Annotated in this window: 16 protein-coding genes and 1 riboswitch; of the genes, 10 read left to right on the top strand and 6 right to left on the bottom strand. The window is 58.0% G+C overall.

Translation table 11 applies throughout. The features are described 5' to 3' along the window. The first annotated feature begins 63 nt into the window (after window positions 1–63). Window positions 64–579: a hypothetical protein gene (locus HU762_RS21410; RefSeq protein ID WP_186640406.1), complete on the top strand. Its 516-nt coding sequence runs from the start codon at window positions 64–66 to the stop codon at window positions 577–579. An 80-nt stretch (window positions 580–659) separates the two neighbouring features. On the opposite strand, the gene HU762_RS21405 is transcribed toward HU762_RS21410, so the two are convergent. From HU762_RS21405 to HU762_RS21390, 4 genes are all read right to left on the bottom strand, one after another. Then, window positions 660–2,909: an autotransporter outer membrane beta-barrel domain-containing protein gene (locus HU762_RS21405; protein WP_186640404.1), complete on the bottom strand. Its 2,250-nt coding sequence runs from the start codon at window positions 2,907–2,909 to the stop codon at window positions 660–662. A 220-nt stretch (window positions 2,910–3,129) separates the two neighbouring features. Beyond that, window positions 3,130–5,109: a hypothetical protein gene (locus HU762_RS21400; RefSeq protein WP_186640402.1), complete on the bottom strand. Its 1,980-nt coding sequence runs from the start codon at window positions 5,107–5,109 to the stop codon at window positions 3,130–3,132. Window positions 5,110–5,202: 93 nt separating this feature from the next. Then, the gene (locus tag HU762_RS21395) at window positions 5,203–6,003 is read right to left on the bottom strand and encodes a hypothetical protein (protein WP_186640400.1); all 801 of its coding nucleotides are present in this window, start codon (window positions 6,001–6,003) and stop codon (window positions 5,203–5,205) included. 197 nt (window positions 6,004–6,200) lie between these two features. Then, window positions 6,201–7,388 carry an aminotransferase class I/II-fold pyridoxal phosphate-dependent enzyme gene (locus HU762_RS21390; RefSeq protein WP_186640398.1) on the bottom strand — a complete coding sequence of 396 codons (1,188 nt, stop codon included), beginning with the start codon at window positions 7,386–7,388 and terminating at the stop codon, window positions 6,201–6,203. 93 nt (window positions 7,389–7,481) lie between these two features. Continuing rightward, window positions 7,482–7,703: riboswitch (cobalamin riboswitch) on the top strand. On the opposite strand from HU762_RS21390, the gene HU762_RS21385 reads away from it, so the two are divergent. The 5 genes from HU762_RS21385 to cobM all read left to right on the top strand — a co-directional run bounded on the left by HU762_RS21385 (window position 7,687) and on the right by cobM (window position 9,913). After that, on the top strand, window positions 7,687–7,839 hold the full coding sequence (locus HU762_RS21385) for a hypothetical protein (RefSeq protein ID WP_186640395.1): 153 nt from the start codon (window positions 7,687–7,689) through the stop codon (window positions 7,837–7,839). (Overlaps the previous riboswitch by 17 nt.) Then, complete coding sequence (locus HU762_RS21380) at window positions 7,802–7,990, top strand: CbtB-domain containing protein (protein WP_186640393.1); 189 nt, start codon at window positions 7,802–7,804, stop codon at window positions 7,988–7,990. The genes HU762_RS21385 and HU762_RS21380 overlap by 38 nt, the downstream gene beginning before the upstream one ends. Before the next feature lie 11 nt (window positions 7,991–8,001). After that, window positions 8,002–8,697: a CbtA family protein gene (locus tag HU762_RS21375; protein ID WP_186640391.1), complete on the top strand. Its 696-nt coding sequence runs from the start codon at window positions 8,002–8,004 to the stop codon at window positions 8,695–8,697. After that, window positions 8,694–9,098, top strand: coding sequence for a cobalamin biosynthesis protein (locus HU762_RS21370; RefSeq protein WP_186640389.1), 405 nt, complete (start codon window positions 8,694–8,696; stop codon window positions 9,096–9,098). Before HU762_RS21375 ends, HU762_RS21370 begins: the two co-directional genes overlap by 4 nt. A 68-nt stretch (window positions 9,099–9,166) precedes the next feature. After that, window positions 9,167–9,913 carry a precorrin-4 C(11)-methyltransferase gene (gene cobM / locus HU762_RS21365; RefSeq protein ID WP_186640387.1) on the top strand — a complete coding sequence of 249 codons (747 nt, stop codon included), beginning with the start codon at window positions 9,167–9,169 and terminating at the stop codon, window positions 9,911–9,913. 79 nt (window positions 9,914–9,992) lie between these two features. Here the strand turns inward: cobM and nfuA are convergent, their stop codons facing one another. Beyond that, window positions 9,993–10,577 carry a Fe-S biogenesis protein NfuA gene (gene nfuA, locus HU762_RS21360; protein ID WP_025214551.1) on the bottom strand — a complete coding sequence of 195 codons (585 nt, stop codon included), beginning with the start codon at window positions 10,575–10,577 and terminating at the stop codon, window positions 9,993–9,995. Between the two features lie 291 nt (window positions 10,578–10,868). Here nfuA and metH point away from each other — a divergent pair, with 291 nt between their 5' ends. Further along, window positions 10,869–14,579, top strand: a complete 3,711-nt coding sequence (gene metH, locus HU762_RS21355) for a methionine synthase (protein WP_186640385.1) — start codon at window positions 10,869–10,871, stop codon at window positions 14,577–14,579. Between the two features lie 82 nt (window positions 14,580–14,661). Here the strand turns inward: metH and HU762_RS21350 are convergent, their stop codons facing one another. Beyond that, on the bottom strand, window positions 14,662–21,486 hold the full coding sequence (locus tag HU762_RS21350; RefSeq protein ID WP_238340418.1) for an NEL-type E3 ubiquitin ligase domain-containing protein: 6,825 nt from the start codon (window positions 21,484–21,486) through the stop codon (window positions 14,662–14,664). A 261-nt stretch (window positions 21,487–21,747) separates the two neighbouring features. Here HU762_RS21350 and HU762_RS21345 point away from each other — a divergent pair, with 261 nt between their 5' ends. The 3 genes from HU762_RS21345 to HU762_RS21335 all read left to right on the top strand — a co-directional run bounded on the left by HU762_RS21345 (window position 21,748) and on the right by HU762_RS21335 (window position 24,582). Further along, window positions 21,748–21,966 carry a DUF2970 domain-containing protein gene (locus tag HU762_RS21345; RefSeq protein WP_186640381.1) on the top strand — a complete coding sequence of 73 codons (219 nt, stop codon included), beginning with the start codon at window positions 21,748–21,750 and terminating at the stop codon, window positions 21,964–21,966. Between the two features lie 479 nt (window positions 21,967–22,445). Continuing rightward, window positions 22,446–24,104 (top strand): nitrite/sulfite reductase, encoded by a 1,659-nt coding sequence (locus tag HU762_RS21340; protein ID WP_186640379.1) that lies wholly within the window; start codon window positions 22,446–22,448, stop codon window positions 24,102–24,104. After that, window positions 24,088–24,582 carry a DUF934 domain-containing protein gene (locus HU762_RS21335; RefSeq protein WP_053121484.1) on the top strand — a complete coding sequence of 165 codons (495 nt, stop codon included), beginning with the start codon at window positions 24,088–24,090 and terminating at the stop codon, window positions 24,580–24,582. Before HU762_RS21340 ends, HU762_RS21335 begins: the two co-directional genes overlap by 17 nt. The last annotated feature ends 27 nt before the right edge of the window (window positions 24,583–24,609 follow it).

The following is a 24,609-nucleotide window of genomic DNA, read 5'->3' as shown; positions in this document are numbered from 1 at the left end:
CTAGTCTCGTCCATTGCTTCCATTGACGGGATATCACTTGTCAAGACAGCGGAGAGTACCTCAATGAACGCATTTGCTAGAACGAGTATGCATCAGGAAGTACAGGGGATGTGTCAAGGAACCATTAATGGCACGGAAACGTTCAATGCCAGTTTGGTAGAACTTTTAGAGGTGGACTTTCCTAACCATCCACCACCTCATAAAAAGGCTCACGTCATGCTGGCCACGCAGATGGCCCCTGGGCCTGATTACACGACCAAAGAGGTGCGAGTTTCGTTTTCCATGGATATGGATGATGACGAATATGGACTAGGTGAGGATAGCTATCCAGTAGGGGTGCTGTTCGTTGATCGGTCGGACCCAGCAGTCGCAGTGGTCTATAAACAAGTCAAAGGTATCGCCAGGCTCGCCTACGACGCTTCAAGCGCGACGCTCTCAGGTACCATTTGCGCGGACGTGGAAAATAATGATGAGAATACCCCCAGTACATTGACTTTAAAAATGGACTTCATCGCCTCCGCTCGCAGCCGCACTAGGAGAAATCCGCGTCGCCCGTCAGCCCGAGTTGGGACCTGCTAGACAGCAAAAACAGTCTAGGCATAAAGATGAAGAAGGAGGCCGAGGCCTCCTTCTTCATCTTTATTCGATTTTGCTCTGTGTTAGAACGCGTAGCGTAACCCCACTGTCCACCCAGCCGGCTGTCGAAAATTTTCTCCATCGCTGTATTCATAATCCGCATGCAATTTCAACTTGTCCGTCATCGACGCAGCGACACCCGCCCCAAACCCAGCGCGCGAGCCAGACAAGTCATTATTGAAGACATTATCATTGACCTGCACTTCGTTACTTTTCGAAAATTCATAACCGCCGGATACCCGTACATAGGGCTGCAGCTCAATGTCATTTTGTACTTTGAAATTTCGGCCGGCGGTCAGGCCCACTTCGCCCAACAATGATCGCGCACGATCTCCATCGGCTTGCAAACCATTATCCAACGAAAAGCTTTTACCCTGGATGACCACGGCAGACCATTTGGTGAATGGCTCGATGAAAAAATCGTCGTCGAGTTTGATATGCCGACCGAACTCGACGGAACCACCAATGCCGCTATTGTCATAATCACCCTTTGCACGTCCCCCATCACTCAGACTGGCCTTGGCTTCGTTGCGAAAGCGGTTAACCTTCAGCACAGCGTCTGCATAGTACCCGCTGCTTGCATCAAGCCAAGTGGCATAGGTGCCGAGGTAGTAGCTGTCCACGCTACCCGAGCTACCCGCATCCAAGTTAAGGTCAGACGTGCTATGCCCGCCCATTACCCCCACCAGCCATTGACCATCCCCCGCCGGTATCGCAGCGTCCGCTCCGAGGGTGAACCCCTGCTGGGTTTGCCGATAAGCCAAGCCGGAACCGTTGGCGATTTCATATTTGTTTCCGTAGGTGCGTCCCCAGGCTCCGGACTGACCGGGATTCCATCGCAACTCGCCCATGCGGGTGCGCAACGACGTCAATTCACCATACCAGGTAGGTAAAGGTGTGTTGAACAGCGCCATCACCGAACGCGTCCCTGGGCTGATGATCCGAGTGCTCGGATCCAGAACCCAGTTGTTGCCACTCTTCTCCAAACTGTAGGAATAGGCGCCTTGATCGACCACGTCATTGAACAACTTGAACTGTGCGTCGCCCCCTCCGGTGGTAACAACCGTAATAGGCTGGCCGGCCGCTGGTTCAGCTCCGCTGCTTGCAATCAGCAGTTCGTGGGTGCCGCGGGCATTACCCGTAACATTCAAGACATCTGTACGACCGGTGGCAAAATCGGTTCCCATGATGAAACGCCCCTCGCCTGACAGGTTTGCCACATCCAGCCGATAAAACGCGTCGTCAGCCCCGAATTTTACTGAGCCGCCATTAAGTGTAAGATTTCCAACCTGGCTGTCGCCCACCAATACCCATTGGGATGTGTCGTTTACGGTCGCGCTCGCGACATTTTCCAACCGACCGGTCAGCACGGAATTATTCTGCAGTGTCAGTTCAGTGGTACTTCCAGATTCAGTAACAATGTTTCCATTCAATACACTGCCATTAACCGTCATCGCCGTGGTAGCGCCTCCCTTGACCTCGAGTAGAGTGCCGTTGCCGGCCAATAAAGTAGAATTGGTCAACGTCAACGTGGCTTTGGAGCTGTCCTCGTTTTTGAAATCGACCACAATCGCTGAACCATTTTTTCCTTGGACCGTGGTGTTCTCCAGATTCAAGGTGGCTGGCGCAACCCCCGTCACATCCAGCTCAACGAACACCCCGTTTTCCCCACCCGTAATCGTGCTGTTCTTGACAATGGCATCTGCACTCTGAAGCCAAAGGCCATAACCGGTAGAAGCCGTTCCTTCTAGCGTGGAGTCGGTGACATTGATCAAGCTATGGGACGAGGCGAATATACCGGCGTTCGCGCCTTTAATAACGCTTTTTCCCGTTACGTTAACGACGGAACCGTCCAGACCGGTGGACAATCGAACTGCCGATATGCCTGTATTACCGCCACTGACGTTACTGCCATTGATGTTGCCGGTACTTGAAATCAGTTGTAACCCAGCCGCACCAGTAGCACTCGTAACGCTGGCACCATTCAAATTGACCGTCGAATTATTTCTGGCTGTGATTGCCTGAGTGCTACTACCCGCATTGACATTAACCGTAGAAGCATCGGCATCAATGGCCAGCGCCTGAGCATTATTGACATTCAACGTAGCACTCTGCGACAAAAACCAGCTTTCAACGGCGTCGCCATTGTTGACGGTGGCACTCCCGCCGACAACGGGCGCGGCTTCGATGACGGAAGAAAGCAAAAATACGGGAAGGCACAATACGCACTTCACAAAGGGCGGCGATGGGACCGGGGGGGAAGTTGGCTGCATGCTAGACACCTGCTTTTACAATAAGGATCGGATTACGGGCCAGCCGCCGAATCAACGACTATCCTTCTCAGGGTTCGCAAGGCTACAGATGAACCAGGCATAGTTATGTAGGATTTCTCCCCACGTGACGTCAGATAACTCTCCAATGCTTCCTGAAGCGACCTGAGTACACGATGGGCATGACAAAGCACCATGCCCACCGCTTTCACGTTAATATCGCTTACGGTACTGGATTTGCGATCTCACAGAAGTCGCCATTATTATCCGTCAAAAACACGAAATGGATAGCCGGGTCCGACTCCGGCGTGACGTCGGTGACGGTGTAGAACAATTTCCCATAGCCATCCGAAACAGGTCTGAAGTTGTCAGAATAATCGCCAATCACCATTTCTATACCCTCAGTCGGTACAGTTCCGCTAATAAGATGAGTCGCCGTGGTAGCGGTTCCGCTAATTGGAACTGTCGCATTCTCATCGCTATATCCTCCCCAATTCAATGTCACGGTCCTCCCATCGACAAGCGATGAGCTGAATGGAATTACGACTTTCAAATTTCTGCGACTGGTGCCATCGCCGTTCACAAAATTTAACGTAGGACAAGCAATTGCGTTCCTCGAAAGTCCTTGCACTTCGGGCATTGGCAACTCTATTTTAGTAATATCGACATCGACATCCTGCGGTAGCGACGACTGTGGGTTGCTGCCCCCAACGGCCGATAACACCCATTTTATTTTGATCACTTCATTCGGTTTTCTCGCAATAACATCCCATGGAACCGTCGCGGCGAGAATTTCCGTATCTTCTTCTCCTGGCGTCAGGTAATAAGGATCAAGTTCCACGTCGTCGTACCAAACCGTTACAACTTGCCCCGTCTCGGTTGGTGGAACATCGTATAGCTGAATGTATATATCAGCCGGCTTGCCGTGATCGTCGTCGTCCAAGACGTTGTCCACTCCTTGAGACGAAACCAAACGAGGCAACTCAAGGTTAGGATTCTCTGGATCCGGCTCTTCGGGATTCTCAGGACCTGCATAAGATATATCAACGTCGATGGTCGTCTGTCCCGTGGCAATAGGATTACCCGAGCCGCGCACCATGACATAGCTGACAGTTGTAGCTTTCCTACCGTCGGTTGCGCCATAGGCTGGCTTGATGACGGTTTCGTAATCAACGGGGAAAGAAAGCAAAGTTTCTGTCCCCACGGTTTGATCGGGTGATAGTTCAATATCCTGCCAAGTGACACGAATCATGTCTCTGCCTTGACTTGGCTGAGGAACAGTAATTTCTACCGTCACACCGTCGGCGCAATCTGCTAGATTAATTAAGTTATCACCATCGGTGCCATCTGCCAGCGGTACGACAGGCGTTGTCGGCACAGGGGGTTCCAAATGCCGGACAGTACGCTGGTTAAGTCTGGACTCTCGGCTGATATTCCCTGCCAAGTCCCTTACCACATATTTCAGAAAATTCACGCCTTCTGCCGAATCTTCAAGAATGGTGACATCTAAAGGAATTTCCCCGCTTACTGGTAACGGGTGATCGCTCAGCACTGGCGTGTCAAAAGCAGGGGTTCCCGGGATGCCCCAATAAATATTTACTGTGTCTGTTGTCTCAGCGTTGGAAGTCGCTAATGGCACCGTGATGACTATCCCACTGGGGTTTGCGGTAAGGTAATCCGCATCGATCTCCTGGGTGGGCGGTAAATTTGCCGGAAACTCAGCAGCGGGAGGAGCGTAATCTGTGGGGGGCGTTTTAGTCTGATAGGGTTTGGTCCGGTCGATTACATACTCGGCGACAACTTCTCCACCCGGATTGACACCGCCAGCAAACATCTCGTAGACCAGCTCGTACTCAGTTGGCGTTTCCGGTGCAGGCAGCTCTATGAGGCGTGCAAGCGGAATGCTCAAGCGCAATGGCCAAATGCGAGCACTAGGCGGATCCCCCAATGGTTTAGCGCTTTCCAAGTCAAATCTTGTGGTCGGGTCACCTTTGACCTGCATGAAAATATCTATCGTATCCTTGTCGAACTCTTGATCAGGCTGGGGAACTTCGTACACCAGATCAGCATTCAGCGCAGCCACTGGAATACGCAAGTCACCCCCTGGCAGGGTTTGCTCAGGAAAAGTAGCAGGGTCGAACAAAATGGTGTTCTGTAGAGAAATTTGTTTATTGGTTGCGGCCGTTCCAACTTTAGCATTCATGAAATTAACTCCGATCTTATACACGATGGTGTCAGGTAAATAACGTGACAAAGTGGCGCATTTGATGCTTCGCTCAAAAACTTTTATTACGCCTTACGGGCCGCACGGCTGCGACTCTCCCGGAATGATTCGATCAATTTTAACCACCTCCCTCACCGAAGCGCCTATCTTCCTCGTACCACGATAGAGCGTGTAATTCGCCGCGCCCGACGCTTTGTCTATCATCGGTTCCAGATGCGGTCGAAAAGGTTCAATCGTTACTGAGAAACCGTTAGTTATCTGGAGCAATGTCAACGGCGTGTCGATTTTTTTATAAGTAGCATTGATGGGCGGACCACTGCCGTTGAGGCTTTGATACCCAATCCATTCCACGGCGCAAATGTCACCGGGTCGGCAGAAATTGGGGAGCGGAGGAACCTTGACTTCCACACCCTGCCAAATAGGCGGTTGTGTGGAGCAATTAAGATAACCATGCAAATTTTGTTTCGCCGCGGGAAACTCAACCTCGGGAAGGTTCGACGGAATCGGTGTGTGATCAATCGTCAATTTCCGTGGATACGAAGGGTGCTCATTTCCAAGGTAGTTTTCGGTCGTGTAACTAACTTCAACCACACCATCCACGGCCAGATACTGCGGACCGATTAGAATGAAAAATTCCGTTTCGCTAATCGGATTTAGATGGTACGTCGCCGAGGTAAACTCCACGACACCATTACGTTTCATCTCGACAGTAAGCGTATCGGTTTCTCCCGAAGGAGAAGGTACAGGCCAAATAGGTATCCTGACCTCGATCCCTGTCTGCAACAGCTCGAACGGGATATAGCCATCCGGGTCGTTTTCGTCCACGCCCACGACCGTCGGCGGATCGTATTCCAGAACTTCAACAGGCTGCATGATGGCTGACCTCGACCTTTGCTTGAAGCACCTAGTCGAAGCGAATTAAGCACCGGATTCCTCTTCTTAACTACTGTCAGACCTGACAGGTATGACTACCGCTTGTCGGCTTTCCATTGCGACATAACTATTCACACAACCGGTTTTAGTTGGATGGCGGTTTGGGGTCGCTGGCCTGTTCAATATACAGCGCCGGCTCAGGCACGTCGCACCCGCAACAATTGCGCCACATATAAGACAATCCGCCGGCACGCCCCCGCCAGCTTCACCTGATCGACCACCAACCCAATCCGAATATGCCCCGCCGCACTGGGCCCGAACGCCTCCCCCGCCAACACTGACACGCCATACCCATCCAGCAGCCGCTCGGCAAAAGCCTGGGCGTCGAGGCCGGTCTGGCGCACGTCAACCATCACGAACATGCCACCATCGGGCCGCACGGGCTTGAGGCCTGGGCAGTCATCGAGCATGGCGCACACCAAGTCCCGGCGTTGGCGATACTCATCGCGCATCCGCGCCACCTCAGGCAAATCCTGCTCAAGGGCAACCTGGGCGGCGCGCTGGACGAAGTCCGGCAGGCCGAACAGCATGCACAGCGACAGGTTCGACAAGTGTTCGGCCAGGGGTTCAGGGCCTATGGCCCAGCCAACGCGCCAACCGGTCATGGCGTGGGATTTGGACAGGCTGTTGATGGTCACGGTGCGCTCGGCCATGCCCGGCAGGCCGGCCGGGCTGATGTGTTCGCCTTCGTAGAGCAAGTCGCTGTAGACCTCGTCGCTGATCAGCCACAGGTCATGGTCGATGCACAGCTGCGCCAACGCTTGCCAGGTCGGCAGCGGCAGGCTGGCGCCGGAGGGATTGTTGGGACTGTTGAGCAGCATGGCGCGGGTGCGCGGGGTGATCAGCCGGGCAACGTCGGCCGGCTGGACCCGGAAAGCGTTTTCCGGGCTCACCGGCACCGGCACCACCGTCGCCCCGCAGGCACCGAATACTGCTTCGTAAGTGACGTACATCGGCTCGGCGACGATGACTTCATCGCCGGGGTTGAGCAAACATTGCGCGACGGCATACACGGCGCACTGAGCACCGGGTAACACCGTGACGTGTTCGGCGCCGACCGGTTGGCCGCAACGCTGCTGATGCCGCCGGGCGATGCTGGCACGCAGGGAGTGCAGGCCACGAGTATCCGAGTAGTGAGTGTCGCCGGCGCGCAGGCTGGCGACGGCGGCTTCGACGATGGCCGGCGGGGTATCGAAATCCGGGTCGCCTACTGACAGCAACAACACTTCCCTGCCCTGCTCGCGCATGGCCAGCGCCCGATCATGTATCTGCCAGGCGGCGGCGCCATCGCCAGTGATGCGTTGGGTCAAGGCTGAAAAGCGCATGTAGTTCTCCTGTGAGCGCGGTGTCCAGCCTCAACCCTATCTCAAATCACGAAGCGCGCCAGACACATTGACGCCCATCCTCGCCCATGGTCTCCTGTGCACCTTGTTACGGGTGCCCTTCACAGGGTGAAACGGGAAACCGGTGAATCGTGTGCTTTACTTCAAGGCCACGTCAGTCCGGTGCTGCCCCCGCAACGGTAAGCGAGCGAAGCGTCGAATCCACTGTGCATGCGCATGGGAAGGTGATGCTTGCCGGCAAGGCCAAGGCCCTGCCCCTCGCAAGCCCGGAGACCGGCCCATGACTCAAGCTCAACAAACCCGCGGTGGGCGGGCGCTGTTCGAATCCTGGCGAGCCTTCGCCCGGTTTTTCATTGCGCTCGATTTACCCGCTGACAAGACCAGAGGGAAGCGCCATGTCGACCATCAGCAATACCGCCCGCACCACCAGTAGCACCATCACCCTGAGCCAGCGCCTGAGCGCGGCAATCTTCGCCTCGATCCTCGGTGCGGGCCTGGTCTATTTCGCCGGTTTCTCCCACATTGAAGCGGTGCACAACGCGGCCCACGACACACGGCATAGCGCCGCGTTCCCGTGCCACTGAGACCTGCCGACATGATCAAGCGTATCGCCCAGACCGCCGGTTTCAGCGGATTGCTGGCCGCCCTGCTGCTGACCCTTCTGCAAAGCCTGTGGGTATCGCCGCTGATACAGCAGGCCGAAACCTACGAAAAGGCTCCGGTGGCGGAGGCCCATGAGCACGTCTCAGGCGCGGCCCACAGCCACGATGCCGAAGCCTGGGAGCCGGAAGACGGCTGGCAGCGGGTACTTTCCACCACGGGCGGCAATTTGGTGGTCGCGGTGGGTTTCGCCCTGATGCTGGCGGGCTTGTACACCTTGCGCGCACCGACTCGTGCGTCCCAAGGCTTGCTTTGGGGCTTGGCCGGTTATGCCACGTTTGTCCTGGCGCCGACCCTTGGCCTGCCGCCGGAATTGCCTGGCACCGCGGCGGCTGACCTGGCCCAGCGGCAGATGTGGTGGATCGGCACTGCGGCGTCCACGGCGGTCGGCATCGCGCTGATGGTTTTCGGTCGGCATTGGCTGCTCAAGCTGCTGGGTCTGGCGACCTTGCTGGTGCCGCACGTGATCGGCGCGCCGCAACCCGAGGTTCATTCGATGCTGGCGCCCGAAGCGCTGGAAAGTCAGTTCAAGATTGCCTCGCAATTGACCAACGTCGCGTTCTGGCTCGCCTTGGGCCTGATCAGCGCCTGGCTGTTTCGCCGTGGCGCCCAGGCGCACCACGACGCATGAAGGCCGGGCCGATCCTGGTGGTCGGCCTGGGCTGCCAACGCGGCTGCCCGGCCAGTTCGCTGCGGGCATTGCTCGACCAGACGCTGCAGGCCCACGGCATTGAGCTCGATGAAGTGCGGGCCCTGGCCAGTATCGAACTCAAGCGCAACGAACCGGGCCTGCTGGCGTTGGCTGAGCAACTGGCGCTGCCGTTGATTTGCTTTACCGCCGAACAGTTGTCGGGCTATCAAGGGCAGCTCAGCCATCGCTCCCGGATTGCTTTCGAGCGTACGGGCTGCCATGGCGTTGCCGAAAGCGCTGCTCTCGCGCTGGCCAATCAATTGGGCGATTCGCCCGCAACGCTACTGATTACCCGCCAGAAAGCTTTGCAGGCCACATTGGCATTGGCGGCCGCTTCGTAACGCTCGATAATCGCCACCGGAATCATGAGCGCGGCTCATGCAAGCCACTCTTTCGACAGGAACCGGTCATGACCGTTTATTTCATCGGCGCCGGCCCCGGCGACCCGGAACTGATCACCGTGAAGGGCCAGCGACTGATCCATAGCTGCCCCGTGATCATCTACGCCGGTTCCCTGGTGCCGACGGCCGTGCTGGAAGGCCATCGTGCCGAACAGGTGATCAACAGCGCCGAGCTGCATCTGGAGCAAATCGTCGACGTGATCAAGGCGGCCCATCTCAGTGGGCAGGATGTGGCTCGAGTGCATTCTGGCGATCCTGGCCTGTATGGCGCCATCGGCGAGCAGATCCGCTGCCTGCGGGAGCTGGACATCCCTTTCGAGATCATTCCAGGCGTCACCGCCACCTCGGCCTGCGCCGCCCTGTTGGGTGCCGAACTGACGCTGCCCGATGTGTCCCAGAGCGTGATCCTCACTCGCTACGCAGACAAAACCGCCATGCCCGCTGGAGAGGAACTTGCCAGCCTGGCGCAACATGGAACGACCATGGCGATTCACCTGGGCGTCAATCACCTGCAGAAAATCGTCGGTGAACTGCTGCCTCACTACGGCGCGGATTGTCCGATAGCGGTGGTACATCGGGCGACGTGGCCGGATCAGGATTGGGTGGTGGGTACGCTGGAGGATATCGCCGAGAAGGTGCAGGCCAAGGGTTTTCGCCGCACCGCGCTGATTCTGGTGGGACGGGTGCTGGGCAACGATGTGTTCAGCGAATCATCGCTGTATCGCGCAGGCCATGCGCATCTCTACCGGCCCTGAAACAATCGATCAGGCGGTAAAACAACCTGTGGCGAGGGAGCAGGCTCGCTCGCCACGGGTCTTGCCGCAGTGACACCTATCAGTAGTAGGCGTTTTCTTTCTGCGTGTGGTCGGTCACGTCGCGCACGCCCTTGAGTTCCGGGATGCGCTCGAGCAGGGTGCGCTCGATGCCTTCCCTCAAGGTCACGTCCGCCTGGCCGCAGCCCTGGCAGCCGCCGCCGAACTGGAGCACGGCGATGCCGTCTTCCACCACGTCGATCAGCGATACCTGGCCGCCGTGGCTAGCCAGCCCCGGGTTGATTTCGGTCTGCAGGTAATAGTTGATGCGCTCGTTGACCGGGCTGTCGGCGTTGACCATTGGCACTTTCGCGTTCGGCGCCTTGATGGTCAGCTGGCCGCCCATGCGGTCGGTGGCGTAGTCGACTACCGCATCGTCCAGGAAAGCCTCGCTGAACGAGTCGATGTACGCGGTGAAGCTCTTGAGCCCCAGCGCGGTGTCTTCAGGTTTTTCTTCCCCCGGCTTGCAGTAGGCAATGCACGTTTCGGCGTACTGGGTGCCGGGCTGGGTGATGAAGATGCGGATCCCGATTCCCGGGGTGTTCTGCTTGGACAGCAGGTCAGCCAGGTAATCGTGGGCGGCATCGGTAATGGTAATGGCGGTCATGGAAACTCCTCGCAGGCTTGCCGGCAGTTTACGCCAATCATCGCGCCGGACAAAGTCCTAGTATTTTTGTCAGGAAAGCACCCGACGGCAGGCAGGATCGCCGCCGAGCACCTTACTCACGGCCTCTGGTAGCGGTTCATCTGCAGCACACCCGCTTGCGAGGGCTCGGCTTGCTGACAGCATCGCCTTGCAAACATGAGCGGCATTCATGCAAAAGCCATCATGATCAAATCCTGCACAGGTTTGCTATCATCCCGGCCTTCGTAATGGTCTTTTTTTCCAGGTAGTCCTATGTCTGATCGCAGCGCTCGCTTTTATCTTCTCCAGCAAGCCCTCAAGGAACGCATCCTGATCCTCGACGGCGGCATGGGCACGATGATCCAGAGCTACAAGCTGGAAGAGCAGGACTACCGCGGCAAGCGCTTCGCCGACTGGCCGAGCGACGTCAAGGGCAACAACGACTTGCTCGTGCTCAGCCGTCCCGACGTGATCGGCGCCATTGAAAAAGCCTACCTGGACGCAGGCGCCGACATCCTCGAAACCAATACTTTCAACGCCACCCAAGTGTCCCAGGCCGACTACGGCATGCAAGGCCTGGCCTACGAGCTGAACCTTGAAGGCGCGCGCCTGGCGCGCCAGGTGGCCGACGCCAAGACCCTTGAAACCCCCGACAAGCCGCGCTTCGTCGCCGGCGTGCTCGGCCCGACCAGCCGCACCTGCTCGCTGTCGCCGGACGTGAACAACCCCGGCTACCGCAACGTGACCTTCGACGAACTGGTGGAGAACTACACCGAGGCCACCAAGGGCCTGATCGAAGGCGGCGCCGACCTGATCCTGATCGAAACGATCTTCGACACGCTGAACGCCAAGGCGGCGATCTTTGCCGTGCAAGGGGTCTACGAAGAACTGGGCGTCGAATTGCCGATCATGATCTCCGGCACCATCACCGATGCGTCCGGCCGCACCCTCTCCGGCCAGACCACCGAAGCCTTCTGGAACTCCGTGGCCCACGCCAAGCCGATCTCCGTGGGCCTGAACTGCGCCCTCGGTGCCAGCGAACTGCGCCCCTACCTGGAAGAACTGTCGAACAAGGCCAGCACCCACGTATCGGCCCACCCGAACGCCGGCCTGCCCAACGAATTCGGTGAATACGATGAACTGCCGGCCGAGACGGCCAAGGTCATCGAAGAGTTCGCCCAAAGCGGTTTCCTGAACATTGTAGGCGGCTGCTGCGGCACCACCCCGGCGCACATCGAAGCCATCGCCAAGGCCGTGGCCGGTTATGCGCCACGGCAGATTCCGGAAATTCCCCGGGCGTGCCGCCTATCGGGCCTGGAACCGTTCACCATCGATCGCAGCTCGCTGTTCGTCAACGTTGGCGAGCGGACCAACATCACCGGCTCCGCCAAGTTCGCTCGACTGATCCGCGAGGACAACTACACCGAAGCCCTGGAAGTGGCGCTGCAACAAGTCGAGGCCGGCGCCCAGGTAATCGACATCAACATGGACGAGGGCATGCTCGATTCGAAGAAGGCCATGGTGACCTTCCTCAATCTGATCGCCGGCGAACCGGACATTTCCCGCGTGCCGATCATGATCGACTCTTCCAAGTGGGAAGTGATCGAGGCCGGCCTCAAATGCATCCAGGGCAAGGGCATCGTCAACTCCATCAGCATGAAGGAAGGCGTCGAGCAGTTCATTTATCACGCCAAGCTGTGCAAGCGCTACGGCGCTGCCGTGGTGGTGATGGCCTTCGACGAAGCCGGCCAGGCCGACACCGAGGCGCGCAAGAAGGAAATCTGCAAGCGCTCCTATGACATCCTGGTCAATGAAGTCGGCTTCCCGCCGGAAGACATCATCTTTGACCCGAACATCTTCGCCGTCGCCACCGGCATCGAAGAACACAACAACTATGCCGTGGACTTCATCAACGCCTGCGCCTACATCCGCGACGAACTGCCGTATGCACTGACCTCCGGCGGCGTGTCCAACGTGTCCTTCTCGTTCCGCGGCAACAACCCGGTGCGCGAGGCGATCCACTCGGTGTTCCTGCTGCATGCGATCCGGGCGGGCCTGACCATGGGCATCGTCAACGCCGGCCAACTGGAGATCTACGACCAGATCCCGGTGGAACTGCGCGATGCCGTGGAAGACGTGATCCTCAACCGCACCCCCGAAGGGACCGACGCCCTGCTCGCCATCGCCGACAAGTACAAGGGCGACGGCAGCGTCAAGGAAGCGGAAACCGAGGAGTGGCGCGGCTGGGAAGTGAACAAGCGCCTGGAGCACGCGCTGGTCAAGGGCATCACCACCCACATCGTTGAAGACACCGAAGAATCGCGTCAGTCTTTCAGTCGTCCGATCGAGGTCATCGAAGGCCCGCTGATGGCTGGCATGAACATCGTTGGCGACCTGTTTGGCGCCGGCAAGATGTTCCTGCCGCAAGTGGTGAAATCCGCCCGTGTCATGAAGCAGGCCGTGGCCCACCTGATCCCGTTCATCGAGGCGGAAAAAGGCGACAAGCCGGAGGCCAAGGGCAAGATTTTGATGGCCACGGTCAAGGGCGACGTGCATGACATCGGCAAGAACATCGTCGGCGTGGTGCTCGGTTGCAACGGCTATGACATCGTCGACCTCGGCGTGATGGTGCCGGCGGAGAAGATCCTGCAGGTGGCCAAGGAGCAGAAATGCGACATCATCGGCCTGTCCGGCCTGATCACCCCGTCCCTGGATGAGATGGTGCATGTGGCCCGCGAGATGCAGCGCCAGGACTTCCACCTGCCGCTGATGATCGGTGGCGCCACGACTTCCAAGGCCCACACGGCGGTGAAGATCGAACCCAAGTACAGCAACGACGCGGTGATCTACGTCACCGACGCCTCTCGCGCCGTGGGCGTGGCGACCCAGTTGCTGTCCAAGGAATTAAAACCGGCGTTCGTCGAGAAAACCCGCCTGGAATACATCGATGTGCGCGAGCGCACGTCCAACCGCAGCGCTCGCACCGAACGCCTCAGCTACCCGGCGGCCGTGGCCAAGAAGCCACAGTTCGACTGGAGCAGCTACCAACCGGTCAAGCCGACCTTCACCGGCGCGCGAGTGCTGGACGACATCGACCTGAACGTCCTCGCCGAATATATCGACTGGACGCCGTTCTTCATTTCCTGGGACCTGGCCGGCAAATACCCGCGCATCCTCACCGATGAAGTGGTCGGCGAAGCGGCCACCGCGTTGTACGCCGACGCCCGAGCGATGCTGCGCAAGCTGATCGACGAGAAACTCATCAGCGCTCGCGCCGTGTTCGGTTTCTGGCCGGCCAACCAGGTGCATGACGACGACCTGGAAGTCTATGGCGACGATGGCAAGCCACTGGCGCGCCTGCATCACCTGCGCCAGCAGATCATCAAGACCGACGGCAAGCCGAACTTCTCCCTGGCCGACTTCGTCGCGCCCAAGGACAGCGGCGTGACCGACTACGTCGGCGGCTTCATCACCACCGCCGGCATCGGCGCCGAAGAAGTCGCCAAGGCCTACCAAGAGGCTGGCGACGACTACAACTCGATCATGGTCAAGGCCCTCGCCGACCGTCTGGCCGAGGCCTGCGCCGAGTGGCTGCACCAGCAGGTGCGCAAGGAACATTGGGGTTATGCCAAGGACGAGAGCCTGGACAACGACGCCCTGATCAAAGAGCAATACACCGGCATCCGCCCTGCCCCCGGCTACCCGGCCTGCCCGGATCACACCGAGAAGGCCACCCTGTTCCGCCTCCTCGATCCCGAGGCCAGTGAAATGAAAGCGGGACGCAGCGGCGTGTTCCTCACCGAGCACTACGCCATGTTCCCGGCGGCAGCGGTCAGCGGTTGGTATTTCGCCCATCCACAGGCGCAATATTTTGCCGTGGGCAAGATCGACAAGGACCAGGTCCAGAGCTACACCGCGCGCAAGGGCCAGGACTTGAGCGTGACTGAACGCTGGCTGGCGCCGAACCTGGGTTACGACAACTAAGCGAGAAACATGCAGACCGCTCTGTCGACGGCGTTGGCATCGACAGGGCGGCATACATCCATAGTTTGAACGCAGATCCAGATCAGTTGTGGTGTGACGGTCCGGGTTGAGGTGAGTGGTTACCGGACTGCTCCGCTTCAGCGGCAACGCCCTGCAAGTCATCCAGCTCTCTTCGCGTCAACTCGACCAGTTTCTGCGTGCGCAGGGAATCCACCGTTCTGCTCAGCGCGTTCAGTTGCAGATTGTACTGCTCCGTGTCGACTTTACCGTCTCCCCTGCTATCCTCCAGTTCACTCAAAAGCTGTTCGCGCCTGCTGGCAACAGTGTCTTCGATATCGTCCATCTGTTCTGGGTAACGCTCGCGCAGGTAGGTCGTCCAGTAATCACGCGACGCCATGCTCTCCAGTAGAGCATCAGTCTGCTCTGCCTCAAGAATCGAGGTCCGCGTCCGTGCCAGTGTCACTCCGGTGATCGGGGCGCCGTAGGCCATATGAGAAGGCTGCCCGGGCAAATCAATACCGTCGCCCCATCCACTTGTCAGCCCAATGCGATAACGCAGGCGAACTTCCGCCCGATCCATGCCCAGGCCGGCTGCTTCGGCCAACGTATCGACCCGGTCCAACCGAAACAATTGCCGCGACAAGCGCAGCAATGCCCGCCCCCTAAGCATCGGGCGATCCAGCGGAATGTCGCGCAAGGCTTGATAGACAAACACACGAACCTCCAGCTCGCTGAACGTCAGGATGCGTCCATCGATGCAGGTGCCGTGGGTTTCGGCGTTGTGGAACAGCACCTGGCGCAGTTCGCTGCTTTCGCTGGCCGCATCCATGACGTTCCATACCCGTTGCGTCAGCTCTGCTCGATTGAACCTGAAATCGAAGGTGTCACGTAACAGCGCGAGCAATTGGAAGAACCGCTCGTGTTCGGTTTCTTCGGACAACTGCTTCCAGATCGTGCTTCGGATGCTGGTCTGCTCGGCGCTGGAGCCGACCAGCCAGGGCTCTAGCGCCAGCTCCGATGAATCGCCCAAGGGATCGAGCAGAGGCTCGACTGGAGCGACGGTGGCATGAGGATCGTGACCGACACCCTGGGCTTCTTCGGAGTCCTCATCAAAATCCGAAGTGCCACCTTCACCTTCCGACCTCTCTAACACGGCTATCCAGCTATCCAACTCGTCCAGGGAGAAACCCATCACACTGGTGTGATTGTGCTGACTGCCATAATTCCTGAGTTGCTGGAGCGCGGCGAGCGAGAGGTCTTCGCAATGACTCAGGTCCGTCCCGGCCACCAGCGTATCGTGATTGCCGTCCAGCAGTCCTGGCGCAATCTCCGTAAGCTCATTGCTACCCAAATTCAGCTCACGCAAGTGTTGCGCACTCAATAAGTGCTGGGGCCAATCATTTATCCCATTGTCACTGAGATCCAGCGTTTCGATCCGGCCAAAATCTACAGGATCGAATGTCTCCATCCAGTTGGATCGCAGGCTAAGCTCGCGCAGGCGACCATGGGTCAGCAACGGGTAAACCGCCTCGGGCGGGATGTTGTTATAAGCCAGTTCCAAATGCTGCAGTTGACTCATTTGCACGACAGCGTGGGGGACGTCGGTCAGACCATTGCTGCTCAGATTCAATCGGCGCACATGAGGGAAGGACTCGAAAAAACCGTTTGAACCTTGTTCGGTTAAAAGCACCCCCGACAGATCCAGTGTCGTCACGCCGGGAAGCCGTTCAACCAGTTCAGGCAAGTCACCTAATAGCAAACCATGCAGACTGAGTGTCTGTTCCGAAGCACCGACGTGTATCAATCCTTCTTGCCACACCTCACCAATGCGCATCGCCGCAAGCAGGCGGCTTTGCGCGGACACCGTGCGCCTGGCCGGGTGTACTCCCCGCGTATAGATCCAACCATTCAACTGACGAGTCAGCGTGTCACACGCCTGATGCCACTGGCTGATCCGCGCATCTATTTGCACCTCGGTCATCCCGTTTTCGCGCCATTGCGCAAGCTTCAGGGCTGCCCGTTCCGGCGTCATGATCGGCCCAAGACGCTGCAGCCGAAGTTGAAGCCCGGCGTCTCCCTCGACCACTGCCGATTCCTCGGGAAGCGATAATAAAAGCTGGGTGATCGACCAGCCTGTTTCCACAGGAGGGAAATCAACCGGTACCGTCTCCTTCGCAAACCGTGCCAACGCGCCGAGGGGAAGTCCGTTGCTTTGCTCTACCCGTTGCTGCGCAGCGCTCAGGGCTGCTTCTCCTTCAAGGCTGAAGGAATTCCCGGTCAGATTGATTTTCAGCAGGACATCGTCATCGGACAGCACTGCCATCGGGAGCGACTCGAGCCGGTTGTCCCGCAAGTCAAGCCAAGACAATTGGGGCAGGCTCTCGGCGCCGATCGGCCAACCTCGCAATTGGGTGGCTTTGAGATTCAACGCCTTGAGCTGGGTCAAGCCGCTGACATCGAGGGCGTTGAGCGGGTTGTTTTCCAGATTCAATACTTCAAGGCTCTTCAAGCCACTGAATTGTGCTTGTACGGATGAGGTGACGAGTACGTTGTTGTTGCGCATGTCGAGTTGCCTCAAGGCAGGCAAATCCTCGGCGACAAAAGGCAATTCGGTGAAGCCGCTGCCGCTGATATCCATTGTTCGAATGTCACTGAATGCCCTGAAGAACTTGCGTGCCTGCTCTAGGGGAACATCCAGTGTTCCCAGGTTTAATGTTCGAACATGGGAAAAGCTGCCGGCCGGCAAAACAGGCAGAGTCTTTATCCTTTCACCGCCGAGCCCCGGTCCCAATGAAGACAGTTCAAACGTGGAAACATCTATCGGCAGACCAAAACGTCGGCGAAGAGCATGACCCCAGCTATCCTGCAGGGCTCGAAGCAAGCGTCCTTCTCCAGGCTGCCGCCATTGCGCTGACGGTATGGCCTGTATCAATCCACCCGGCTCAGCCGGCTCATAGAACTGGGTAAAGATCGCATCGTGTTCTGCCCTGATCGTTTCCAACGCATCGAATCGTTCCCGGGGAGTATTCCAAGCATCCTTGAATCGCTCGGGCAGGCGCCCCAGGTATTCGCTCCGTCCGACCATGTGCTGCAATTGTCCGCGACAGTATTCGTTCACCATCTGGTCCAAATCGGCCAAGTGACCGAACTCACCCGAATAGTTGCTGACATACCGATAGGCGCGCGTGAAAACGTCCGGGGGCAATCTTGACCAATCCAGCGACAACCCGGCCCACAGCTTTTCGTGCCCTTCGAATATCGCGTCAGGCAATGTGTGTATCAATGTATGCGTCAGGTCCAGGCGTTCGAGCGAAGGCAAATTCTGCAGGTAATCGGGCCATCGCGTTAAAGCGAAGGGCGCCGCGATTTTCAACGTTCGTAAACGACTGAACGAGGTCAAATCGGCACCTTGCATGACGGCCGAGTCGAAGCCTGAATAAGAGATGTGCAACGCCTCCAGCGAGGTCAACGCATTCAGTCTCGCCGGATAAGTCGCTGCCAATCTGGGCGCGCTGGTGGTAAACCGCAAGTCGATGAGTCCTGGCATTTGGCTCAACGCTTGCGGCAAGGTGGTCAACGGTTGCGCTTGAACGGACAAATCGATATGGGCGTTTTCCCTGCCGCCAATCGACAGTTTCGTCACGCCTGGGAAATGCGCCAGGAAGGCATCGGCGCTGGCATCTGTCAGGCCGCTGCCAATGACCGACAATTCCTGCACGTGTGGAAAGTCGGCGACGATTTCAGGCAGCGGCTCCTCGCAGGAAAGCGTCAAGCGCGCTGCCTCGGGCATTTCTTCCGCCAGCGGGCGATTGCGCCAACTCTCCTTGAGGGCTTGCGCAAACTGACTCTTGTGCACATTGGCCGGGCTGTCCGTCGCGATTCCCTGCCATTGATCGAGCGTATCGCTGAGGGTCTCCCACTCACGCAGGCGCGTTTGCAGTACCGAATAGATCTGCTGATCTGTCTTGCCCCGCTGCTGCCTGATAAAGGCTTGAGCCTGTCGTCCGTCTGGATAAAGTTGCTCCACCCGAGCCTCCAGGGAAGGATTCATTCCTTTGCCACGTCCGCTCGCGTAATAGCCCTTGAGTGTCGCGCTTACCCGAACCGGTGGCTTGAAGTGTTTGGCCTGGGGTTCCAGGACCTTGGACATTTCGCCATGATGGGTGTCAGCGTAATCGATGATTTTGCGTTGCAGTTCGGCGCTCGGATCGACACGTGACAGCCCCAGTGCGGAACGCGTGTCATCAGGCAACGCATGCAGGACCGACCTGTAGAAGTCGTCGCCCTGCCCGGGCAAGCTGGCGAGGTTTTCCCCACGTTCATTGAGCGCCTGATAGCGAAGTCCGTTTTTGATCAGGTAGGTTTTTTTGGAAGCATTTTCGGCGCCGATGCTATCGAGCAATACCCCCTCGTTGTTCTCCGCGCGAACTTCCAGGCGCATCGTGTCAGGCCATCCCGGCAGTTTTTCCAGGGCACGCAATGCCAGGCGCCGGCTGTCGGCCGAACCGACAGTGTCGCTGCGCAACCCCGCATACGCCCGAACCTGACGTCCTTGTCGCGCATACCAGCGAGCTTCCTCCAGCATCGTCAATGGCGAGCGTCGCGTTGCATCCAGACGGGCCAGGTCAGCGGAACTGCCATGGGCAATCACCTCTTGCGCAGCAGCCTCGCTGAGGCCGGGACACTCTCGCTGCAAAATCCTGACTCGAACGTCCGCAGGTTTGGTGAAGTAGAGGCTGTCAAAAATCGCCGGTTGACGTAGCGAGGCCATGTCCGTCGGTGGCCGGGTGGACTCGCCCGAGTTTGCCGCAGCTTGCGACCGGCCAATCATCTGGGCTGCCTCGGCATCCGCCTTGAACAGGCGCATCGCATCCCTCAGTTCAGGAGGGGAAGCGGTACGGTCCAGGTGCATTTTGCGCAGAGCGTTGTCGCCAACACCGCTGATATCGGCGAGCCGGAGCAGGACCTCGTCCGAGAAGGTTGCGGTCTCATGCCCGATGCGCCTGAGCAGTGTCAGGCGATCCCACGCCATCGGGCGCTCCAGCGTGTGTCGCCAGGCTCCGGTGCCGTTATGCACGAGGATAGGCTGATACGCCGCCGTGTCCGTCGGATGCTTGATACGCCATTTTTGGATCGACTGATCGTAAAACTGCTCGTAGACCTTGTTCCCCTGGCGGATGTAGGTCCTGCCATCGACTTCGTATTGTCCCTGCGCGTTGGGAACGCTCGTGTCGTCGAGCGTTACGCCGCTCTCATAGCCGCTCAGATCAGGCTTGCACAGGCGTGTTTCGCCGTTGGGCAATGTCACGGGCTGAAGGCGCTCGATCACCGGCTCCGGCTTGATAGCGGCGAACCTGCTGTACCCGGCGCCCGCACCGGCCATCACGCCAATCAGCGCGAGGTTTTCCGCGACATCGACCAAGTGGGCCTTGGCGGCTCGCTTGTCGCCCTCACCCCACCCGACTGCGCCTTCCAGGGTTTCGTACAACAATTGCCCCGCCATGACGGTCATCATGACCTCGCCCAACACCGGAACGAACATGGACACCATGTTCACCGCAAACATGCCCATTTGCAGCAGGTGGGCCAATTTCGCTTCTCTTGCCTTGACGTCGACGGCATTCGTAGGAACTGCATGACTGCGCGCATCCGCAAGCACCTTTTCACGGTGCTGATCGAAAAGGTAGGTCCACAGGTCCAGGTTATCCGCCCACAAGTCCCGACCTTTCTGGGGACGCGTGGAAGGTGCGACGTAAGGGTCAGGTTCGCGGCGCAATGTTGGCCGTGGCGGGGGCACGTCGCGGATCTTTGTCAGTAATGACGTGGGATTGACCAATACGGCGAAAGACACCCACGGGGAAAGGAACGGATCACGCGGTGCATCGATCGCACCCTGGACAAACTGACTGAAGTAATAGGGTCGCTTTTCATAGGGTACAAACTGGCTGAAAAAACGCTGATAAGGGGTAGGACTGGCATCTTGCGATGGTCCAGTATCAGGCGTGGTGAGTAATTGCTTGAAGCGCGTTTGAATCTGGCTATCGTCGTAGCGCTTGAACGGATGCTCGGGGTCATGGGGAACGTAGAGAATCATCTCAGTGCTGTAGCGATGCATTTCACAAATCGAGAACGCGACACAGCCCACCAGCCTTTGCTTCATCAGGGTCATGTCTTCGAACCAGACCCGTTTGTTGCCCATCCTGGGATTGTTCTCTCCCTTGATAACCGAAAGGATCATCGCGTAATCCTTGGGCTCGATATCCTTCGTCAACAGCGCTTGCTCGGCTGCGGCCCTCATCGCCGCTTTCTGGCTGGCAATGAATTGCTGTCGAAGCGTCGTTTCAGTCGTCGCGTCAACAGGATAGAAAAATGACTGGAGGTAGGCCTGGTACTTCGCACCGATATCAAGCGTGCGGCACAGGGTAAGGAATTGGCTGACCGATAAATTCAACACCACGGGCGCATAAGTGCCGGATGTGACCGTTTCCACAAGAAACCCGGAGCTTTCATGATAGGCGCCGTCGTCGCATTCCCAGCGCTCGAAGTTATGCAGCGCGGCCTGTAGCAGCGGCAGCTTCAACAGTTCGAACGAAGTCACTTCCACCTCGAACGCGCCCATTCTCACGGGTCGTCTAAGGCATAACAGGGTTTTGTCGACGTCTGTCTCTACCTTGAACTGATCTTTCAATGCCTGGATCAATAACCCCCGGCCAAACGTGTCGACGTCGATGAACGATGACAAGGTCTTATCCAGCTGATTCTGTGCTACGACATTTTCCTTGAAACAGGCATCCAGCACCTTGCGCTGCCCTGGCGAAGCGTTTGTGTACCAGGCCGGCGGCTGCGTTCCGGCCTGCTTGACCGCCTGCCTGCGTTGTGTCGAAGCGTCTATAAGCCATGCGGGCATGGCGGCTTCCAGAAAGTCTGCATGCAAGCTCTCTGTGGCCCTTGGATTTGTGGGTTCTGATTTTTTTGGGTCTTGTGTGGGATTCGCTGACATACGTCGCTCCTGTGAATGAAGCGACAGCAAATCAGCTCGGCAAAGCGCATGTGCGGTACATAGTTATTGAGGGATCGACACTGTGTCGCAAAATGAGACTGAGCAGATTCATCGAAGAATGCGCAGTTTGACTATGCTTTGTCGGGGACGACTTTCAATGAGGGATGTATGGACGATCCAGTCGACAACAAACCGCCAACGCTGTTGCAGATGATGCACAGCGTGTTGGCTGCGGCCTTGGGCGTGCAGAGCAACAAGAACCGCGCCCGGGATTTCACCCACGGCAAACCGAGTCACTTCGTGATATTGGGGATCGCGTTCACGGTGATCTTCGCCTTGACGCTGTTTGGGATCGTCAAGCTGGTGGTGCACCTGGCGGGGTTGTAACGCTTCGCGCACAACACAAATCGATAGGGGAGCGAGCCTGCTCGCTCCCCTATCGAGTCATGTGTGGACAGAAGCTATTGGTGACTGACCCAGAACACCGCCGTGCCCACCACCAGGATAATCAGGAACAAAATGGCCCAGGCATCAACGGTACTGTCGCTTTTCCTTGCTTTGGTCGGATTGCTCATTGCATCGCCTCTTGTCGGTTTTGTAGGTGATTGCATAGGGACTCGACCACAGTTAAGACGATGATTGCCCGTACGACAAATGTGGGTTAGGCAATAATCGATCTCATTAGTCGATTTGGTTCTTTACATATACTCAAACATCACTTTTGCGCATAACTCAAAACAGGTATCTTGCACCGGCTCCTTTAGGAGTGCGCGGCCGTGCGCGCAGAATTGCCGAGGCAGAACCCGATTTCAGCGAGCCAACCTGCAGCTGTTTCTGATCGGCCCAAGCCTGAGAACGAGACTTATATGTACGTATATGACGAGTACGATCAGCGGATCATCGAGGACCGCGTCAAGCAGTTCCGGGATCAGACCCGACGCTATCTGGCAGGCGAGCTGAGCGAAGAAGAATTCCGCCCTCTGCGCTTGCAGAATGGCCTGTATATCCAGCGCTTCGCCCCGATGCTGCGCGTGGCGGTGCCTTATGGTCAGCTGACTTCGCGCCAGGTGCGCAAGCTGGCGCAGATTGCCCGCGACTATGACAAGGGCTACGCCCACATCAGTACCCGGCAGAACGTCCAGTACAACTGGCCAGCCCTGGAAGACGTGCCGGAAATTCTCGCGGAACTGGCCACCGTGCAGATGCATGCGATCCAGACCAGCGGCAACTGCCTGCGCAACGTCACCACCGACCAGTTTGCCGGAGTTGCGGCCGACGAGGTGATCGACCCGCGCCCATGGTGCGAAATCGTCCGTCAATGGACCACGTTCCACCCGGAATTCGCCTACCTGCCGCGCAAGTTCAAGATCGCCATCAACGGCTCGAGCTCGGACCGCGCCGCTATTGAAGTGCATGACATCGGCCTGGAAACGGTCTACAACGCCGCAGGCGAGCTGGGCTTCCGGGTGCTGGTGGGCGGCGGCCTCGGCCGTACGCCGGTGGTCGGTGCGTTCATCAACGAGTTCCTGCCGTGGCAAGACCTGCTGAGCTACCTCGACGCCATCCTGCGCGTGTACAACCGCTACGGTCGTCGCGACAACAAGTACAAGGCGCGGATCAAGATCCTGGTCAAGGCCCTGACGCCTGAAGTGTTCGCCGAGAAGGTCGAAGCCGAGATGGCTCACCTGCGCGGCGGCCAGACCACCCTGACCGAAGCCGAAGTGCAACGCGTAGCCAAGCATTTCGTCGACCCGCAATACAAGGCTTTGGACAACGGGGACGCCGAACTGGCTGCCCTTGACAAGGAACATCCCGGCTTCGCCCGCTGGCGTACCCGCAACACCCTGGCTCACAAGAAGCCGGGCTACGTTGCAGTGACCCTGTCCCTGAAGCCCACCGGCGTCGCGCCGGGCGACATCACCGACAAACAACTGGACGCCGTCGCCGACCTGGCCGACCGCTACAGCTTCGGCCAGCTGCGCACCTCCCACGAGCAGAACATCATCCTCGCGGACGTCGAGCAGAGCCAGCTGTTCACCCTGTGGGGCGAGTTGCGCGAGCAAGGTTTCGCCACGCCGAACATCGGCCTGCTGACCGACATCATCTGCTGCCCCGGCGGTGATTTCTGCTCCCTGGCAAACGCCAAGTCGATCCCGATCGCCGAATCGATCCAGCGCCGCTTCGACGACCTCGATTATCTGTTCGACATCGGCGAGCTGGACCTGAACATTTCCGGTTGCATGAACGCCTGCGGCCACCACCACGTCGGCCACATCGGCATCCTGGGCGTGGACAAGAAAGGCGAAGAGTTCTACCAGGTCTCCCTCGGCGGCAGCGGTAGCCGCGACGCCAGCCTGGGCAAGATCCTCGGCCCGTCGTTTGCCCAGGATGACATGCCTGACGTGATCGAGAAGCTGATCGACGTGTACATCGAACAACGTACCCCGGACGAGCGTTTCATCGACACTTACCAACGTATTGGCATCGACCTCTTCAAGGAACGCGTCTATGCAGCGAATCATTAAGAACAACGAGGTCATCGACGAAACCTGGCACCTGCTGCCCAAGGACGCGACCTTCGATGGCATTTCCAACTGCGATGACTTGATCGTGCCCTTGGCCCTGTGGCGCGACCATGCCCACGCCCTCAAGGCCCGCGACGGCGGCCTGGGCGTGTGGCTGGACGCCGACGAGGAAGCCGAGGAGATCGGTGATGACGCCAATCAGTTGCAGGTCATTGCCTTGAACTTCCCGGCCTTCACCGATGGGCGCAGCTACTCCAACGCCCGCCTGTTGCGTGACCGTTATGGCTTCAAAGGCGAATTGCGGGCGATTGGCGACGTGCTGCGCGATCAGCTGTTCTACATGCGCCGCTGCGGTTTCGACGCCTTTGCCCTGCGGGCCGACAAGGACCCCTATGAAGCTCTCGAAAGCCTCAAGGACTTTTCAGTGACTTACCAGGCCGCCACTGACGAACCGTTGCCGCTGTTTCGTCGTCGCTGATAACGAGAAAATGAAAAAGCCCTGATC

The organism is Pseudomonas sp. SWRI92 (genome assembly GCF_014268685.1).
GTDB classification, from domain to species: Bacteria; Pseudomonadota; Gammaproteobacteria; order Pseudomonadales; family Pseudomonadaceae; genus Aquipseudomonas; species Aquipseudomonas marvdashtae.
The sequence above is the reverse complement of the archived record's forward strand: the minus strand, read 5'-3'. Positions and strand labels throughout refer to the sequence as shown.

Coding starts and splice junctions, on each gene's coding strand:
- HU762_RS21345 (WP_186640381.1), top strand. CDS start 21,748: ATGGACGATCCAGTCGACAACAAACCGCCAACGCTGTTGCAGATGATG.
- nfuA (WP_025214551.1), bottom strand. CDS start 10,577: ATGACCGCCATTACCATTACCGATGCCGCCCACGATTACCTGGCTGAC.
- HU762_RS21340 (WP_186640379.1), top strand. CDS start 22,446: ATGTACGTATATGACGAGTACGATCAGCGGATCATCGAGGACCGCGTC.
- HU762_RS21400 (WP_186640402.1), bottom strand. CDS start 5,109: ATGAATGCTAAAGTTGGAACGGCCGCAACCAATAAACAAATTTCTCTA.
- HU762_RS21410 (WP_186640406.1), top strand. CDS start 64: ATGAACGCATTTGCTAGAACGAGTATGCATCAGGAAGTACAGGGGATG.
- HU762_RS21335 (WP_053121484.1), top strand. CDS start 24,088: ATGCAGCGAATCATTAAGAACAACGAGGTCATCGACGAAACCTGGCAC.
- HU762_RS21395 (WP_186640400.1), bottom strand. CDS start 6,003: ATGCAGCCTGTTGAAGTTCTGGAATACGATCCGCCGACGGTCGTGGGC.
- HU762_RS21385 (WP_186640395.1), top strand. CDS start 7,687: ATGACTCAAGCTCAACAAACCCGCGGTGGGCGGGCGCTGTTCGAATCC.
- HU762_RS21350 (WP_238340418.1), bottom strand. CDS start 21,486: ATGCCCGCATGGCTTATAGACGCTTCGACACAACGCAGGCAGGCGGTC.
- HU762_RS21370 (WP_186640389.1), top strand. CDS start 8,694: ATGAAGGCCGGGCCGATCCTGGTGGTCGGCCTGGGCTGCCAACGCGGC.
- cobM (WP_186640387.1), top strand. CDS start 9,167: ATGACCGTTTATTTCATCGGCGCCGGCCCCGGCGACCCGGAACTGATC.
- HU762_RS21405 (WP_186640404.1), bottom strand. CDS start 2,909: ATGCAGCCAACTTCCCCCCCGGTCCCATCGCCGCCCTTTGTGAAGTGC.
- HU762_RS21375 (WP_186640391.1), top strand. CDS start 8,002: ATGATCAAGCGTATCGCCCAGACCGCCGGTTTCAGCGGATTGCTGGCC.
- HU762_RS21380 (WP_186640393.1), top strand. CDS start 7,802: ATGTCGACCATCAGCAATACCGCCCGCACCACCAGTAGCACCATCACC.
- metH (WP_186640385.1), top strand. CDS start 10,869: ATGTCTGATCGCAGCGCTCGCTTTTATCTTCTCCAGCAAGCCCTCAAG.
- HU762_RS21390 (WP_186640398.1), bottom strand. CDS start 7,388: ATGCGCTTTTCAGCCTTGACCCAACGCATCACTGGCGATGGCGCCGCC.